Below are 17,023 nucleotides of genomic sequence, written 5' to 3' on the forward strand. Positions count from 1 at the left end.
TGGGATCCGAGACCCAGGTAACCGGGCGCCCATCACGCTGCACCGCTTCCACCAGGGGCGGCAGGGCTTCTTCTACCCGCCCGGCACCCATGCGGGTAATGAAGGTGAGTCGGCCCGGTTCACCTTCCGGATTGAGCTTATCGATAAGGGCGAGAGCGGTATCTGGCGTCGTCGTCGGACCTAATTTCACCCCGATCGGGTTACGTGCGTGGGAGAACATTTCCACGTGGGCGCCATTAACATCGCGGGTGCGTTCCCCGATCCACAGGAAGTGTGCGGAGGTGAGGTAGGGCTCGTGGGTGCGCGAGTCGATGCGCATCATAATTTCCTCGAAGGGCAACACCAGGCCCTCGTGGGAGGAATACAATTGTGTTTCTGCCAGCTGGGCGCCGTCGACCCCGGCCGCGGTCACAAAACGCATGGCGCGATCAATTTCGCTCGCGGTTTTTTCGTACCGCACGTAGGCCGGGTTGGCAATAAAACCGCGGTTCCAATCGTGCACGGAACGCAGGTCGGCGAAACCGCCGCGCGTGAAAGCCCGCATGAGGTTAAGAGTGGCCACCGAGTACAGGTAGGCCTCCTCCAAACGGTGCGGATCATGGCGGCGCGCCGCGGCCGTGAATTCGTGCCCGTTAATGGAATCACCCAGGTAGGAGGGCAAGGTAGTATCCCCAATAGTTTCGGTGGCCTGGGAGCGCGGCTTGGAGTACTGGCCGGCCATCCGCCCGATTTTCACCACCGGCACCGAAGCCCCGTAGGTCAAAATAACCGACATTTGCAGGAGGGTGCGCACCTTGGCACGGATGCGATCCGCGGTGATTTGCTCGAAAGATTCAGCGCAATCCCCACCCATGAGGACGAAAGCTTCGCCGCGTTGCGCGGCCGCGATACTTTCGCGCAGCCGATCGCATTCACCCGCAAAAACCAGGGGCGGCATTTTCGCCAAGCGCTGCATAACCGCAGCGAGCTCTGCTTCATCCTCGTAACGAGGTTGGTGCAGAGCGGGCTTCTCGCGCCAGGTGTGGGCCAGCGCGGCAATTTTATGAGTATCGTCCTCAAACATAAACGAAATCTTAGCCCGGAACGGGTGCGCGGGCGGAATCGCGTCGGAGCAATGAGACGCGACCGGCACGAAAACCACCCGGCGCCATCCGCGCGCGGCCTCGCGAAACACGAACCGCACCACCACACGCTCCGCAGAAAAAACTCGCCCCGCACCAGGTCAACCGGTACGGGACGAGCAATCACGTGTGGATACGGTTCAGCCGGGCCACCCAGGCCCACGGCGCAGCCGCATTAGGCGTGCGGGCGGACCTCCTGGCCGATGGCCTTCATGGTCTCCACGAACCAATCCTGGGTGATATCGAAAGCCTTGTGGCCCTTCACCCGCGGGAAAGCAATATTGGTGAGGACGTTACCGTTTTCCTCATCGTGGCCGATGAGGCCGGGCTTGCCCTCCAGGGCGCACTGCACCGCCAGATCCACCATGCCCTTGATGAGGCGCAGGTCCTCAGCGTTGGCGTGCCAGGCGCGCGAGAAGTACCCGGACTTTTGCACCATGACCTTTTCGGCGCCGAGCTTCTGCGCGAATTGCTCCGCGAACCAGCGGCCCGGATTGACCTTATCGAGCTGGACGTGCCCGAAGGGATCACGCGGCACTTCCTGGCCGGCGGCTTCCATTTCGGCCACGATTTCATCCACGCCCGCACCTTCGGAAAGGAAGATATTGACGTTGCCGATCTCATCCATAATCTTCTTCAGACGCTCGGCTTCGCCGTTGATGTCCAGCGCCATTTCGGGCAGGAACACGGCATGTACATCCCAGCGTTCCTTGGTTAGGCCCAGCGCCGGAGCCCATTCCTGCTCCTGAACCCAATCGTGGTAGTACTTGGAGGCCTGCGCGGTGAGGTAGCCGCAATTGCGCCCCATAACTTCGTGCACGATGAGCATGCGCGGGTTGGAGCGATGCTCACCAATAATATGCTGGGCGTAGAGCGAGGCTTCTTCCGCGGCGGTCCAGGCACCCAGAGACTGGCGCACCGGAATAATGTCATTATCGATGGTCTTGGGCAGACCCACCACCACGAGGTGATGCCCGTTTTCTTCCAGGTAGGCGGCCAGATCCGCGGCGGTGGTATTCGTATCATCACCGCCGATGGTGTGGAGCACATCCACGCCATCTTCCACGAGGCGCTGGGCGGCGAATTCCAGCGGGTTCACGCCTTCTTCCACGAGGCCACGCTTGACCAGATCCTCGGTATTGGTCAGCTTGACGCGGGAGTTACCGATGGGCGAACCGCCGAAACGGTGCAGGATATGGGCCTGTTCACGCCCTTCCTTATCGATGGTGATGTAATTCCCGGTGAGCAGCCCGTGGTAGCCATGCTGGTAGGCAATAATTTCCACATCGGGCGCAATTTCCGTATAGCGCTCAATGAGGCCACCCACGGCCGAGGACAAACACGGGGCGAAACCTCCGGCGGTCAAGAGCGCAACGCGGCGGACAGTCATCGTTAACCTTCCGTTTCTGATTGGGGGATTATTCCGCTGTTGATTATACCCGCCGCTATAGTGTCTTTCATGAGAGAAGGACCTACGGGCGAGCGCCCCGAAAATAGCTTCGATGCGCAGTGGGACAAGATCGCGCGCGAACTGGAAGCCGAAGGCGTGGGAGCGAATATCGATAGCGCCCGCGATGGCGGCGGCGCGCTGCTTCCGGTGGATACTTCCCCGCGTTACACCGATGCCGCGTGGGCGCTGGGTGGTGGGCGTGCGGCCGGCCCGCGCGATTGGTCCCCGGCCCCGGAAGATTCAGATTTTTCCGACGACGACGCCACTTTCGACCCGGCCTCTCGCGAAGAATATTATGTTCCCCAGGCCCCCGCGCACCGCTACGCCAGTCTCGCCTGGGTGGCCACCGGGGTGCTGGTCCTCATCAGCGCGCTCATGTTTATCGGCCTGCTACCCGCCCCGCGCCTGACCGCCTGGATCCTGGCCGGCGGGGCACTGGTGGGCGTGGTGGTCGCCATTATTTTGACGGCACCCGCCCGCGAAGATACCGATCCCTACGACGACGGCGCCCGCCTGTAGCGCGCTACCTCCGCGCGAATTTATGTCGTAGCTCCGCGCTAGGCTAAAAATCATGACAGCACGGCATATTCCGCGGCCCGGCGGCCGGATCGATACCGAACCTATTGAGGTGTATCGATCCGACCGCCCGTTGCTGCCCCGCCAGCTGGAATTCGCGGACCTCGGTACTCCCCTGGAGGAAGTGACCTTCGTGGTGGTGGACGTGGAAACCACCGGAGGGCGGCCCGGGGCGCATTCACTTACCGAAATTGGGGCGGTGAAAGTGTGCGGCGGGGAGGTGGTGCAGGAGTTTTCCTCACTCGTCAATCCCGGGGTGCCCATCCCGGCCCAGATCACTGTGCTCACCGGAATCACCACCGCGATGACGGTGAGCGCTCCCCCGCTTAGCGAGGTTCTCCCTGCTTTTCTCGATTTTCTTGAGCCTGATGCCCCAGCGCTTGACGGTGGCGCACCTGTTCCTAGCAGCGGAACGGCCGGTCGCAGCCCGGCGGCGGAGCCACCGGTGCTCGTGGCTCATAATGCCCGCTTTGATGTGTCCCATTTGCGCGGGGCTTGCAAGGCGATAGACATGGCGTGGCCGCGGCTGCGCGTCCTCGATACTCTCGGGCTGGCGCGGCGTATTTTCACCCGCGATGAAGTCCCCAATCACAAATTGAGCACTCTGGCTGGCTACTGCCGGGCTGCGGTGCAGCCAAGCCATCGGGCCCTCGATGATGCGCGGGCCACCGTGGATGTACTCCACGCAATGATCGGGCGGCTCGGCCCGCTGGGAGTCACCCACATTGAGGACCTGCTCACCGCATCCAATCCGGTTCCGGCCCGCCGGCGCCGCCGCGCCGTGCTCGCCGATCAGGTGCCGCACGGCCCGGGTAGCTACCGTTTTATCGGCCCGAATGATGAGGTTCTCTACGTGGGTAGCTCCGGGAATATGTACCGGAGGGTGCGCCAGTATTTCACCGCCGCGGAAAAACGCCGCCGCATGATAGAAATGGTAGAGCTGGCCACCCGGGTAGAAACCACCCCCACCGCCACTCTGCTAGAAGCGCGGGTGGTGGAGCTGCGCGATATCACCCGCTTCGACCCGCCCTATAATCGCCGCTCGCGCCGCCCGCACACCCGCACCTGGATCAGCCTGGATACCACGCCCGTGGCACGCCTGATAATTACGCGCAGCTGTTCGGCAACGGAAGTCGCGAACTCCCTGGGGCCTTTCGGTTCCCGCAGCGCTGCCCGGCGCGCCGCTGAACTCATCGGTGATGAAGCCGGGCTCAACCCCGCCGGCCTCAACGTGCCCCGCCAGACAGATCTGAGCGATTGCCCGTGCCGTTTCGCCTCCCACGCGCCCTGCTATCTTGCCCCGCGGGGCACCGTGAACACCGCCGCAGTGGCCATCTCCCGCGCCCACCGGCTGTTGGCTGGCTCCCTTGCCGAAGTATGGGACCACCAGATGGCCCGCATTGCCCGCCTGGCCGCCCAGGAGCGTTTCGAAGAAGCCGGAGTGGAACGCGACCGGCTTTCGGCGCTCCTCACCGCAGCCCAGCGGCGGGAATTGTTGGTTCCGCTGTGGCGAGCAAGCTGCGTCGTCGCCGCGTCTAAGCGAGAGGACCACTGGGAAATCATCCTTGCGAGTTACGGCAGGCTACTTGCTAGCGCGACGGTCAGCGAAGCCCGCGATGTTCCCGAACATGCCGCAGCGCTCCGCAGTGCCACTCCCCTGCTCGCGGCTCCCGCCCGCGCCGCCGAGCACGCCCACCCGGAGGAAACCCAGCTCCTGGCCGCATGGCTAGCTGATCCGCGCTCGCGAGTGCTCGCCATTGAGGGCGAGGTTCCCCTCGCGGTCCCCCTCGCCTCCGCCCACCGCTTCGCCACTTCCTTCCCGGGCGCCGAAGAATCGCCCGGCTTGGCTGAGCGCTAAACCTCCTCCATTCTCGCCACCTATGTGCCGGACACCACATATACTGGTGGTGTTCGCATTCAATTACTGTTCGGAGATTCCGAACATATCTAACGGGTGGCACCGCGATGCCGCCCAGAATTGGAGTATGAGAATGGCAACCTACACCCTCCCCGATCTTCCCTACGATTACGCGGCACTCGAACCGCATATTTCCGGAAAGATCATGGAGCTCCACCACGATAAACACCACAAGACCTACGTAGACGGCGCCAATAAAGCCCTGGAGAACCTCAGCGAGGCTCGCGAGAAGGGCGATTTCGCGGCGGTAAACCAGTACACGAAGGATTTTTCCTTCAATCTGGGCGGTCATATTAACCACTCGATTTTCTGGACCCTGCTCTCTCCCGACGGCGGTGGGCAGCCGGAAGGCGAACTTGCCGAAGCCATCAAGGATTCCTTCGGTGATTTCGCCACCTTCCAGAAGCAGTTCACGGCCGTAGCCACCGGCATTCAAGGCTCGGGCTGGGCGGTGCTCGGCTACGATTCCGTGGCCGGCAAACTGGTGATCTACCAAATGTATGACCAGGCCAATAATGTGCCCGCCGGGGTGCTGCCCGTTTTCCAGCTCGATATGTGGGAGCACGCCTTCTATCTTGACTACCTCAACGTCAAGGCCGATTACGTCAAGGCGATCTGGAATATTGTCAATTGGGAAGAAGCCGGGAAGCGTTTGACCACTGCCCAGGAGCAGGCTGCCGGCCTCCTCATTCGCAAATAACTCACGCGCACACCGCGCCGGCGCTATTCATAGATACGCGCGGCATCCTTCCTAAATAGCACGAAGGGCGAGGCCACCTCTATTGAGGTACCTCGCCCTTACGCTATCCGGGGCCATTTTCAGCCCTATCCGAAACCGCCGGTAGCTACCCGGTAACTATCCGGCAACTATCCGGCAATTACCTGGTAGCGACCCAGTAACTACCTGGCAACTACACCGCGGAGAGAATATCGACCACCACGGCAATGGCCTGGGCCGGATTGTCCTTACTGGGCACGCTCAGCAGAACCCGCGAACCCACCGGCACCCCGGCCAGGGGCGCAAAAATCTGCTGGGTAGACGGAACCGAACGCGGCCCGGCCGGATAGTTCGCCGTTGTGGGCGCCCAGGTATTTTCCGCGTGGGCGTTATCCCATTGCGCGGCCGCGAACTGAAGCACATAGGTGCCCTTCTCCGGGAGGGGAGCCCCGCTGCCGCGGGCAATAACCGTGGCCTTAAGCTCCGCGGGAGCCTCCGCGCCCTCTTTCACCCGGATCTCGGTAATGGGCTGGCCCAAGTCCCCCTTGTATTCCACCGGGAGCGCATCAGCGGCAGTTTCCACCGTGGCACCGGCCTCACCCGCACTCTTCGCGTTCCAGGCATCCAGAATTTCCACGTAGAACGCGATGGTATCCGTGGCCCCGATGGAGCCATCCTGGGTACCACCCGAAGGTCCGTAGCCCCACTTGGCAGGGATGGACAAAATCAGCTTGTCCCCCACGTGGGCCTTGGCCAGAGTGTGGCTCCAGCCCGGGATCACCTGGGCGAGCGGGAATGTGGCCGGAGCATTACGCGAATAGGAAGAATCGAAAGGCTCGTTCTTCCCCCACACTTGGCCCACGTAATTGACCTTGGCCACCGCATCGGCGCCCAATTCCGCGCCGCTGCCCTGTTCGAGCACCCGCACCCGCACATCCGCGGGAGCGTCCCCCTTCGGGAACTCCAGCAGCGGTGCCTGCGCCGTGCCGCCCAGGGACGGCATGCCCTCCCCCGAGTACGCGATCTCGGGAACTTCCCCGGGGGCGGGACTTTCCACCGCGCCACTTGCCTCAGCGCTCGCGGATTCCGAAGCAGCCGGTGTTGAGCTAGCTGCGCCGTCGTTCCCACCCGAACATGCCGCGAGGCTGCACGCGAGCAAGGCCGCCGTGCAGCCCGCAAGAATTTTCTTTCCCATCAATGTCACTTTCTTCATCCCGTTCGTGCCGCTTGAGTGCGCCGCGGCCTTCGCGTATCCGCGCTTTAGCGGCTTTCGCCCGCGCCCAGTTTCTCCAGGAGCAGCGCCTCCGCCAGAATAGCGTTACGCCAATCGCCCAGGTGCAAGGATTCGTTATGAGCGTGAGCGCGCGCGTCCGGATCTTCCACGCCCGTCACCAAAATCTCCGCCTCCGGGAAGACTTCCGCGAGGTCAGAAATGAAGGGAATAGACCCGCCGGTGCCGATGTCCACCGATTCGTGACCGAAGGCTTCGCTGAGGGCTTCGCGGGCCAGATGCATAATGGGGGTATCCTCCCCGGCCTTGAAACCGGAACCCGCTTCCGCAACTTCGGTGACCACGGTGGCACCGAACGGCGCCTGGGCCTCAATGTATTCGGCCAGCAGCTCGCCGGCACGCTGGGGATCCTGACCGGGAGCCACCCGCATGGAAAGGAAGGCCCGCGCGGAGGGAATCACGGTATTGGAGGCTTCCGCGGTGGAGGTCACGTCCATGCCGATCACGGCGATGGAGGGTTTCGTCCACATGCGCGAATTGAAGGAGCCGGTGCCCAGGAGCTGCATGCCGGGCAGAATCGCGGCATCGCGGCGCAGGTGCTCTTCTTCGTAATCGACGTCGGCATCATCCCACGCATCCAGGCCGGGAACCGCAACGTCGCCGTTCTCGTCGTGCAAGGTGGCGATAATCCGCGCGAGGGCGGTCACCGCATCGAGAGTGGGCCCGCCGTACTGGCCCGAATGCACGCCGTGGGTGAGAGTGGACACTTCCACACCCAAGCGCACGACGCCGCGCAGCGACGTGGTCAGGGAGGGCACCCCCACCTTCCAGTTACCCGAATCAGCTACCACGATGGCATCGGCTTCGAGGCGATCCCGGTAGGTTTCCAGGAAAGCGTGGAAGGTAGGCGAACCGATTTCTTCTTCACCTTCGATAAAGAGGGTGACGTTCACGGCCAGGTCATCGCCGAGGGCCGAAATCGCGGCCATGTGGACGAGCACGCCGGCCTTATCGTCCGCAGTGCCGCGCCCGTAGAGGCGTCCGTTCTTTTCCACCGGCTCGAAAGGATCGGATTCCCAACCGTCCAGGGTGCCCTGGGGCTGCACATCGTGATGCGCGTAAAGAAGAATGGTGGGCTTATCATCGCCGACGTGCTTATGGGCAAGAATCGCCGGGCGGCCCTTCCCGTGGGGCGTTTCCAATTCAATAATATCGACGTCGAAACCGCGTTCGCGGGCCATGCGCGCCACGAATTCCGCGGATTCACGCACTTTGGCCTGATCAAATGCATCGGCGGAAACGGAAGGAATACGGACAAGGTCCTCAAGCAAAGCGCGATGGACGGGCAGGGCCTCATCCACGCGAGCAACAAGATCACTACTCATACGTCCTAGGGTACCGGGTTCGCGCCCGCGGGCGCGGCGGGTGCTGAACAACGACGGCGCAGGCCGTGCGTGGCCGGCTTTACGTGAATGGCTGCGGTAGTGTGCGCGGGCGGTAAAGGGAACGGCTACGGTAGTGTGCGCGGGTAATGGACAGGGCGGCCGCGCGCGAACGGTTAGACTATTCTCGTTCAAGGCATAGTTGGCGACGACGCAGGAGTTGAGATGGCATTCGGCCGCAAGAAAGAGGCAGTAGAAAAGGCGCAAGAACAGGCAGCCCCCGCCTCCACTCATCCCAAGGGATACACCCCGGGCAAGGGAGCCCCCACCCCGAAGCGTAAGGACGTGGAAGCGCGCCACCGCCGGCCGATTATTTCTGATAAATCCTCCATGACCCGCGAGGAAAAGAAGGCCCGCAAGGCCGAGGAACGCGCCCGTTCTTCCGAGCGCTGGGAACGCGAACAAACCGCGATGAAAACGGGGGATATTCGGAATATGCCCCTCGCCCATGCGGGCGTGCAGCGGGCTTTCGCGCGCGATGCTCTTGATTCGCGCTTCCAGTTCTCCTCGCTCATGCTCTTCCTGGCCGTCATTATGATCGCCGGTGTTTTCACCCTCACCCGCTTCCCGCTGGTCTTCAATGTGTTCGTTATTACCTGCTACGCGATCCTGGTGCTCATGGCCCTCGAATCGTGGTGGCGGGCCCGCCAGGTGCGCACCCTGGTCGAATACAAATACGGGGAGGATAAGACTCCGGATCGCCTGGTCGGGCAGATGATGTCGCGCGGGTTTACCCCGCGGCGCTGGCGCATGCCTCGCCCCATGGTGAAATTCGGTGAGTACCCCGAGGGCGGCACTCCCGCAGATCTCAAGAAGGCGCGGGAAGCGAAGAAAGAAATGAAGCGGGCCGCGAAGTAAAGCGAAGGGCTAAAGAAACCTAAAGAAAACTAAAGATTACGCTGGGCGATGCTGGCTGGCCGGGACCACATAATCCAGGCCAGCCCGGCAATGGCCCCGAGGGTGGGAAGGTAATAATAGGTGGCACCGGCCTGATACCAGGGGCTCACCTGGTGGAAAAGATCAGGGATGACCACGCCCACCACGGCCATCACAATATTGGTGCTCCAGCAGGTGGTGGCCACCCACCGCATCCGCCGCCCGTTATGGAGCGAGCCGGCGCAAGCCAGCACCCACACAAGCGCCGCCACCAGGGTGGTGGTCATGCGCCCGGGATAGCCCAGCTGAAAATCTTCGGTGCCCGCAACAATGGCCCGCCACACGAAAATAGCGGCCCCCAGGCTCAGCGCAATGAGGAGGAAGAGAGGCCAGCCCACGGCGGTGCGCCTCTCGTCTCGAATCATTTCACTATTCACCTGGCTCCTCCCAGAATCCTGCACTGGCTGTGCGCCTCCTTCGCGGAGCTGACCGCGGAGACGACGTACCATCATAAACCTTTAAGCGCGCCGGTGCTCCGCGTTCCAACGGCGCACCGACTCGGGATAGCCGGTGCGATTAATTTCGTAGAAAGGTACGCCCAGCTCCCGGGCAAGTTGCGCTCCGGCGGCCAGATCGGGCACCCGCCGGCGGGTCCACTCCCCGGTGCGAGCAACGAGGAGAAGAGCTGCCGGCTCACGCGGAGTTTCCACCTCAAAATAGGCTTCCACCCCCGCGCGAGTCTCGATGAAATCGGCGAAGTGTTTCGCCGTCGCCGAACGGCGAGCACCGCCGTGAGCAGCGCGGGAACGGGAGCGACGCGAAAAAAGACCCATACGGTGATTTTAGCGACCCTCGCTGGGAGCGTGATGCGTCCCAGATAACACCTCGGCATGGCAGAATATAGGTATAGCGGCTCTTGTACCGCATTCCAAAATGTTGTATTGCGAAGGGAAATCCTGTGGCAGAAACGAAAGAGTACGACGTCGTCATCCTCGGTGGCGGCAGCGGCGGCTACGCGGCCGCGCTTCGTGCCGGTCAGCTCGGCCTGACCGTTGCTCTCATTGAGGCTGACAAGCTCGGCGGTACCTGTTTGCACCGCGGGTGCATCCCCACCAAAGCATTGCTGCACGCCGCTGATGTTGCCGATGAAATGCGCGAAGGCCCGTCCATTGGCGTGAAAGGTTCCTTTGAGGGCATTGATATGCACACCTTGCAGGCCTACAAGAACGGCGTGATCGAGAAGATGTTCAAGGGCCTGACCGGCCTGGTCTCCTCGCGCGGTGTGGAGATTGTGCAGGGCTGGGGCAAGCTCGTCGCAAAGGACACCATCGAAGTTAATGGCGTGCACTACCGCGGCAAGCACGTTGTGCTGGCCTCCGGTTCCTACTCGAAGACCATCGGCCAGGAGATCACCGGCCGCGTCCTCACCTCCACCGAAGCGCTGGAGCTGGGTGAGGCCCCCGGATCCGTGATCGTGCTGGGCGGCGGGGTTATCGGGGTGGAATTCGCCTCCGCGTGGCGCTCCTACGGTGCGGAAGTCCAGATTATTGAGGGCCTGCCGCGCCTGGTTCCCAATGAGGATGCGGAAGTGTCCAAGAATCTGGAACGCCAGTTCCGCAAGCGCGGCATTAAATTCGCCACCGGAACCATGTTTGATCACCTCGAACAAACCGATCATTCCGTCAAGGTTTTCACCCAGGACGGCAAGGAATTCGAGGCGGATTACCTGCTCATCGCTATCGGGCGCGGCCCGGCCACCGCGAACCTCGGCTACGAAGAAGTCGGGGTGAAGATGGATCGTGGTTTCGTGCTCACCGATGAGCGCCTGCGCACGAACGTTGATGGAATCTACGCGGTGGGCGATATTGTGCCCGGCCTCCAGCTGGCACACCGCGGTTTCCTCCAGGGTATTTTCGTTGCCGAAGATATTGCGGGCCTCAACCCCAAGGTGATTGACGAAACGAAGATCCCGCGCGTCACTTTCTGCACCCCGGAAATCGCCTCCGTGGGTCTCAACCAGGATAAGGCCGAGGAAGAATACGGCAAGGAAAATATCACCACTGCCACCTTCAACCTCACCGGGAACGGCAAGTCCCAGATGCTGGGCGCGGCCGGTTTCGTCAAGCTGGTTGCGGTCAAGGATGGTCCCATCGTGGGCTTCCACGCCATCGGGGCGCGCATGTCCGAACAGATTGGCGAAGGCGAACTCATGGTGGCCTGGGAAGCCTACGCGCAGGACTTCGATGGTCTTATCCACGCCCACCCCACCCAGAACGAAGCAATCGGCGAAGCGGCACTGGTCCTCGCGGGCAAGCCGCTCCACAACCACTAAATCGAGGGAGATAACTCTATGTCTGAACCGTTGAAGATGCCCGCCCTGGGCGAATCCGTCACCACCGGTACCGTGACCGCCTGGCTCAAGCAGGTGGGCGATACTGTTTCGCTCGACGAGCCGATTGTGGAAGTCTCCACAGACAAGGTCGATTCGGAAGTCCCCTCCCCCGCGGAAGGCGTGATCGAACAGATCCTCGTCCAGGAAGATGAAGAAGTTGAAGTGGGTGCCATTCTCGCCTATATCGGTGATGGCTCCGGCGTGGCTGCTTCGGCAGCTCCCGCCAGCAATGCGGCCCACGCGGAAGAAGCGGCTCCTGCTCCTGCTGCCGCTCCTGCGCCGGCAGCTGCGCCCGCCGCACCCGCCGCGCCGGAAGGTGGTTCGGGCGCCACCGGTGTGGAAGTGAAGATGCCGGCCCTGGGCGAATCAGTCAATGAGGGAACCGTCACCTCGTGGCTGGTGGCCGAAGGCGATGAAGTCGAAGCCGACCAGCCCATCGTGGAGGTCTCCACGGACAAGGTCGATTCGGAAGTCCCGGCCCCAGCCGCCGGCATCATCCAGAAGATTGTGGTCCAGGAAGATGAAACGGTTGCGGTAGGCACCGTCATCGCTTATATCGGCGACGGCGCAGCCGCGCCCGCACCCGCGGCTCCCGCCGCCGGTGCGGCCCCGGCTGAAGCACCGGCCAGTGTGACAGCGGTCCAGGAACCGGCTTCCGGAACCCCGCAGCACGGCACCCCGGCCCAGCAGGAAAACCAGGCGAACACGCCGGATCTGGATGCGGCTGATGCCGGTACCGGGTTCTCCGAACCGGATGCCTACATCACTCCGATTGTGCGCAAGCTCGCCAAGGACTTGGATGTGGACCTGTCCGGAGTCAAGGGCTCCGGTGTGGGCGGGCGTATTCGCCGCCAGGATGTGGAAGCGGCAGCCGCGGCCGCGAAGAAGGCCGTGGAAGAAGCCGCGCGTGCCCAGGCCGCTGCTTCCCAGCCTGCCCAGGCCGCTGCACCCGCGCCCGCCGCGGCGAAGAAGGCTACTCCGAGCGCACCGTCTGCTGAGGCAGCTCAGCTGCGCGGTACCACCGCGAAGATGACGCGCCTGCGCCAGACCATCGCCAAACGCATGGTTGAATCCCTCCAGATTTCGGCGCAGCTGACCACCGTGATCAAGGTGGATGTCACGAAGATCGTCAAGCTCCGGGAAGCCAATAAGGCTGCTTTCGCCGAACGTGAAGGCACCAAGCTGACCTACCTGCCCTTCTTCGTCAAGGCCGCCATCGATACCCTGAAGAACCACCCGAAGCTCAACGCCACCATCAAGGACAATGAGGTGGAGTACTTCGATTACGAGAATATCGGCATCGCGGTGGATACCCCGAAGGGCCTGTTCGTTCCGGTTATCAAGAACGCGGGCGATCTCAATATCGCGGGCCTGGCCCGGGCGATCAATACCGGCGCGGCCAAGGTACGCAATGGCGAAGCAGCGGTCGATGATCTCACCGGCGGTACCTTCACCATTACGAATACCGGTTCGAACGGCGTCATGTTTGACACCCCGGTCATCAACCAGCCCGAGGTGGCCATCCTGGGTATCGGCGCGATTATGCGCGAACCTGGCATCGTCAAGGACGCGGACGGCAACGAATCCATTGGCATTCGTTCCTACCTCTACCCGGCGATCACCTACGATCACCGTTTGGTGGACGGCGCAGATGCCGGCCGGTTCCTCAAGGAATTCAAGGCCCGCCTGGAAGAAGCCGATTTCGAGGGCGCGTTCTAAGGAACGAAGGAACTCGGTTCCTGGGTTACGCAGTGCATCTCAGGTGCTACGTAACTCAGTAACGCAACCTCAACCGCGCGCGTGATCACGCGCGCGGGAAGCTCCCCGGTTCCGGTAGTGCTATCTGGCATTCTGGATACCGGGGAGTTTTCGGTTGATAGGCAGTCCGCAGCCCCAATAACCACAATGGTTACTACTCAAGCACCCCACTCGGCTGGCCTTCTCCATACCGCTCATGCGATAGCCTTCACGGGCACGGGTGGAAGCCCAGCGCAACCAAAACTGCACGCCCTCGCCGGCCGCCACCTTCACGAGCACGGGTGGACGGCCACCACGCGCCACGGCTGCGGGCTCAGCTGCCAGCGCGCACACCGCTCCGGCTGCTGCCCAATAGTTTCCCCGCTGGCGAGAATGAGGCGGCGCTGCACCGTGACGACTTCAAGAAGGTTCTCCCCCACCCAGGAAGCTTCCCGCACCTCGGTTTCCACCTGCGCAACCGGTGCACTCTCCAGCACCCTACGCAACTTCGCATCGGCCGCCGCCGCTTCACCATCCGGCATGTTCAAGGCGTTCAGCGCTGCTATATCACCCGCGCTAATGGCGACATCGCGGGCCGCCACTAACTGGCGTGCTACCGCCACAGCGTCCGGCTCCGGCTCGGTATTCGCACCGGAGCCACGTGCCAGACCCTCGCCAGACGCCACGCCATCGCCATACTCCGGCTTTTCTCCACGTACCGGCTCCGTGGGTGGCTTTTTCACCGTGGGCACTAGCGCGCCCAGTGCCATCCCTGCCAGCACGCCCGCCACCAACCCGAGGACGCATAGACGCACCAACATAGCCACGCGCCCGTCACTAGCTCCGCCTACCCCGCCTCCGTCGCGTGCCCCGCTTGCCCCGCGCCGCTTCACCACTGTGCCTGCCATAGGCCTACTTCACCACCGCCGGCCTATCCCGTCCAGAAGCCATCCACAGGCAGGCCCCCCACTGCGTCGTTATCCACAAGCCGCTCACGCTTCACGCCTCACCTCACACCTCGCACCTCACACCTCGCACCTCACACCTCACACCTCACACCTCACACAGACCCATCGTGCACATCACCGTGCTGCCCTCGATGCCACGGTCACCGCGGAATCCACATCCCCACCCCCGAACAACTGTCCGCCAGCGTGAGATTGGGCCAGGCGCTCAACAAAGCCGGCGCTATCGTCTAGAATCGACGGGGACTATCGAGAAGGATCTAAAAGGAATCAGATGGCACAGGATAAGAACAAGGGCGCGAAGAAGAAGCCGGGCTTTTTCAAGACTCTGCGTGACGCATTCACCATCGCGAAGCGCACCTACAAGCATCTGGGCTGGTGGCTTGCCCTGGCCGGGCTCGCGGGCCTGGGAATCGGTATTCTCCTCGGTTTCCTCACCAAGAGCTGGATCGCATGGACCGTGTTCGGGATCCTCCTCATGCTCCTGCTTCCCATGCTGCTTCTCACCCGGGCGGTGCGCTCGGCTAGCTACGCGCAGCTGGATGGCATGCCGGGAGCCACCTCCGCGATTCTTGATTCGCTGCGCGGCTCGTGGGTCAAGCAAACCGAACCGGTGCGTTTCAACGCCCGCCACCAGGATTTCGTTTTCCGCCTCATCGGGCGCCCCGGCGTGGTTCTGGTTGCCGAAGGCCCCATCTCGCGTACCCGCAAGCTCGTTGATGATGAGCGCCGCGCCATCCGCCGGGTAGCCCCGAATGCCCCGGTGCACGCCATTTTCATGGGCAATGGCGAAGGGCAGGTCCCGTTGGCCAAGATCGAAAAGGCTATTAAGAAGCTCAAGAAGGAAATTTCCGCCCAAGAAGTTTCTGCCCTGGCCCAGCGCCTCGAAGCTTTGGGGAATAAGGCACTCAATATCCCCAAGGGAATTGATCCCACTAATATTCGCGCTAATCGGCGGGCCCTGCGCGGCCAGTAGGCCGCGCCGTCGTCGTACATATGTAGTATCCGCCCGGGGAATTCCGCGTGAGTTCTCCGGGCGGAGGCACGCCCGGAGGTTTTTTGAGCCGGGGGCAGCACGCTAAACTACATGGGGTAACCGCACCGCTAGCCGCGCCGCGCGCCGGGAGGAGTCCGCATGTTCACAAGTGTCGCCGAAGCTGCCGAGTTTATCGCGGCAAACGAGATCGAATTTCTTGATATTCGCTTCTGTGACCTGCCTGGCGTGATGCAGCATTTCACGGTGCCCGCCACCCAGGCAACCGCCGAAAAAATGAACGAGGGCTATATGTTCGATGGCTCCTCGATCCGCGGTTTCACCTCGATTCATGAATCGGATATGAAACTGCTTCCGGATGTGTCCACCGCCTTTGTGGATCCGTTCCGCGCGGAACCCACCCTCGTCATGAATTTCAATGTGGTGGATCCGTATACCGATGAGCCTTTCGCGCGCGATCCGCGCAATGTTGCCGAACGCGCCGAGGCGTACTTGCGTTCCACGGGTATTGCGGACACGATTTCGGTGGGTGCGGAAGCCGAGTTTTATTTATTCGACGACGTGCGCTATGACACCACGGTCAATCATTCCATGTATGTGATTGATTCCAATGAGGGCTCGTGGAATTCGAGCCGGTTGGAGCCGGGCGGGAATACCGGCTACAAGATTCCCCACCAGCAGGGCTATTTCCCGGTGGCGCCGGTGGACGCGAATGAGGATGTGCGTGACCTCATGTGCCAGTATTTGGCGCAGGTGGGCTTGGATGTGGAACGTGCCCATCACGAAGTGGGCTCGGGCGGCCAGCAAGAAATCAACTATCGCTTCAATTCTTTGCGTGCCGCGGCGGACGACCTCATGAAATTCAAGTACGTCATTCGCCGGGCCGCCGATGTGTGCGGGAAAACTGCCACTTTTATGCCCAAGCCGCTTTTCGATTCGGCCGGCTCGGGGATGCACTGCCATATGTCGCTGTGGAAAGATGGGCAGCCACTTTTCCACGATCCGCGCGGCTACGGGCAGCTATCGGACCTCGCGCGCTGGTACGTGGGCGGTTTGCTGGCCCACGGGAAGGCGCTCGCGGCTTTCACTAATCCGTCCGTGAATTCCTACCGCCGCCTGGTTCCCGGCTTTGAGGCGCCGATTAATTTGGTGTATTCGGCGCGTAATCGTTCGGCGGCGATCCGGATTCCGCTGAGCGGGAATTCCCCGGCTGCCAAGCGTATTGAATTCCGGGTTCCCGACCCGACCGCCAATCCCTACCTGGCTTTCTCCGCGGAGCTCATGGCGGGCCTGGACGGCATCCGCAACCGGATTGAGCCGCCGGCGCCCATCGATAAGGATATTTACGAGCTGCCGCCGGAAGAATACGCGGATATTGAGACGATTCCGGCCTCCCTCGATGCGGCTTTGGCCGAGCTGGAAGCCGATCACGATTTCCTCCTCGAGGGCGATGTGTTCACCGAGGACTTCATCGCCACCTGGATTAAATACAAGATGGATGCGGAGGTCACCCCGCTGCGGGCCCGCCCCCACCCGTACGAATTCGAGCTGTACTACACGCTCTAAACGGGCGCTGCCGAAGCGGCCCGCGGCGGCCTGGCCG

The 17,023-nt window shown here is 62.2% G+C and carries 15 protein-coding genes; 8 read left to right on the forward strand and 7 right to left on the reverse strand.

From position 1 onward, the window contains the following. Nucleotides 1–1,063: 3-deoxy-7-phosphoheptulonate synthase (locus QP305_RS07785; RefSeq protein WP_284904801.1), on the reverse strand; the 1,063-nt coding region annotated here is incomplete at its 3' end. 233 nt (nucleotides 1,064–1,296) lie between these two features. Further along, entirely contained in the window at nucleotides 1,297–2,511 is a 1,215-nt protein-coding gene (locus QP305_RS07790) for a pyrophosphate--fructose-6-phosphate 1-phosphotransferase (protein WP_284896588.1), read from the reverse strand. Between the two features lie 69 nt (nucleotides 2,512–2,580). Here QP305_RS07790 and QP305_RS07795 point away from each other — a divergent pair, with 69 nt between their 5' ends. The 3 genes from QP305_RS07795 to QP305_RS07805 all read left to right on the forward strand — a co-directional run bounded on the left by QP305_RS07795 (nucleotide 2,581) and on the right by QP305_RS07805 (nucleotide 5,765). After that, nucleotides 2,581–3,090 (forward strand): SdpI family protein, encoded by a 510-nt coding sequence (locus QP305_RS07795; RefSeq protein ID WP_284904802.1) that lies wholly within the window; start codon nucleotides 2,581–2,583, stop codon nucleotides 3,088–3,090. 52 nt (nucleotides 3,091–3,142) lie between these two features. Further along, entirely contained in the window at nucleotides 3,143–5,005 is a 1,863-nt protein-coding gene (locus QP305_RS07800) for a DEDD exonuclease domain-containing protein (RefSeq protein ID WP_284904803.1), read from the forward strand. Between the two features lie 133 nt (nucleotides 5,006–5,138). After that, nucleotides 5,139–5,765, forward strand: coding sequence for a superoxide dismutase (locus QP305_RS07805; protein ID WP_284904822.1), 627 nt, complete (start codon nucleotides 5,139–5,141; stop codon nucleotides 5,763–5,765). A 211-nt stretch (nucleotides 5,766–5,976) separates the two neighbouring features. Here QP305_RS07805 and QP305_RS07810 read toward each other — a convergent pair whose 3' ends face one another. Both QP305_RS07810 and QP305_RS07815 read right to left on the reverse strand, forming a co-directional pair. Then, entirely contained in the window at nucleotides 5,977–6,978 is a 1,002-nt protein-coding gene (locus QP305_RS07810) for an FKBP-type peptidyl-prolyl cis-trans isomerase (protein ID WP_284904804.1), read from the reverse strand. A gap of 65 nt (nucleotides 6,979–7,043) precedes the next feature. Next, a complete protein-coding gene (locus QP305_RS07815; protein ID WP_284904805.1) occupies nucleotides 7,044–8,399 on the reverse strand; it encodes a dipeptidase in 1,356 nt (451 codons plus the stop codon). Between the two features lie 222 nt (nucleotides 8,400–8,621). On the opposite strand from QP305_RS07815, the gene QP305_RS07820 reads away from it, so the two are divergent. Next, a complete protein-coding gene (locus tag QP305_RS07820; RefSeq protein WP_284904806.1) occupies nucleotides 8,622–9,314 on the forward strand; it encodes a DUF3043 domain-containing protein in 693 nt (230 codons plus the stop codon). A gap of 29 nt (nucleotides 9,315–9,343) precedes the next feature. Here QP305_RS07820 and QP305_RS07825 read toward each other — a convergent pair whose 3' ends face one another. Together QP305_RS07825 and QP305_RS07830 are read right to left on the reverse strand one after the other, a co-directional pair. After that, complete coding sequence (locus QP305_RS07825; protein WP_284904807.1) at nucleotides 9,344–9,769, reverse strand: hypothetical protein; 426 nt, start codon at nucleotides 9,767–9,769, stop codon at nucleotides 9,344–9,346. Between the two features lie 81 nt (nucleotides 9,770–9,850). After that, nucleotides 9,851–10,165 carry an oxidoreductase gene (locus QP305_RS07830; protein ID WP_284904808.1) on the reverse strand — a complete coding sequence of 105 codons (315 nt, stop codon included), beginning with the start codon at nucleotides 10,163–10,165 and terminating at the stop codon, nucleotides 9,851–9,853. A gap of 125 nt (nucleotides 10,166–10,290) precedes the next feature. Here QP305_RS07830 and lpdA point away from each other — a divergent pair, with 125 nt between their 5' ends. Next, nucleotides 10,291–11,664 (forward strand): dihydrolipoyl dehydrogenase, encoded by a 1,374-nt coding sequence (gene lpdA / locus QP305_RS07835; protein WP_284904809.1) that lies wholly within the window; start codon nucleotides 10,291–10,293, stop codon nucleotides 11,662–11,664. A gap of 18 nt (nucleotides 11,665–11,682) precedes the next feature. Next, complete coding sequence (gene sucB / locus QP305_RS07840; RefSeq protein WP_284904810.1) at nucleotides 11,683–13,443, forward strand: 2-oxoglutarate dehydrogenase, E2 component, dihydrolipoamide succinyltransferase; 1,761 nt, start codon at nucleotides 11,683–11,685, stop codon at nucleotides 13,441–13,443. Between the two features lie 308 nt (nucleotides 13,444–13,751). Here the strand turns inward: sucB and QP305_RS07845 are convergent, their stop codons facing one another. Beyond that, complete coding sequence (locus tag QP305_RS07845; protein WP_284904811.1) at nucleotides 13,752–14,369, reverse strand: hypothetical protein; 618 nt, start codon at nucleotides 14,367–14,369, stop codon at nucleotides 13,752–13,754. A gap of 331 nt (nucleotides 14,370–14,700) precedes the next feature. Here QP305_RS07845 and QP305_RS07850 point away from each other — a divergent pair, with 331 nt between their 5' ends. Together QP305_RS07850 and glnA are read left to right on the forward strand one after the other, a co-directional pair. Then, a complete protein-coding gene (locus tag QP305_RS07850) occupies nucleotides 14,701–15,402 on the forward strand; it encodes a DUF4191 domain-containing protein (protein WP_087070668.1) in 702 nt (233 codons plus the stop codon). Between the two features lie 159 nt (nucleotides 15,403–15,561). Further along, nucleotides 15,562–16,986: a type I glutamate--ammonia ligase gene (gene glnA / locus QP305_RS07855; RefSeq protein ID WP_087070667.1), complete on the forward strand. Its 1,425-nt coding sequence runs from the start codon at nucleotides 15,562–15,564 to the stop codon at nucleotides 16,984–16,986. The last annotated feature ends 37 nt before the right edge of the window (nucleotides 16,987–17,023 follow it).

It is taken from the genome of Actinotignum timonense, assembly GCF_030216305.1.
GTDB lineage: Bacteria > Actinomycetota > Actinomycetes > Actinomycetales > Actinomycetaceae > Actinotignum > Actinotignum timonense_A.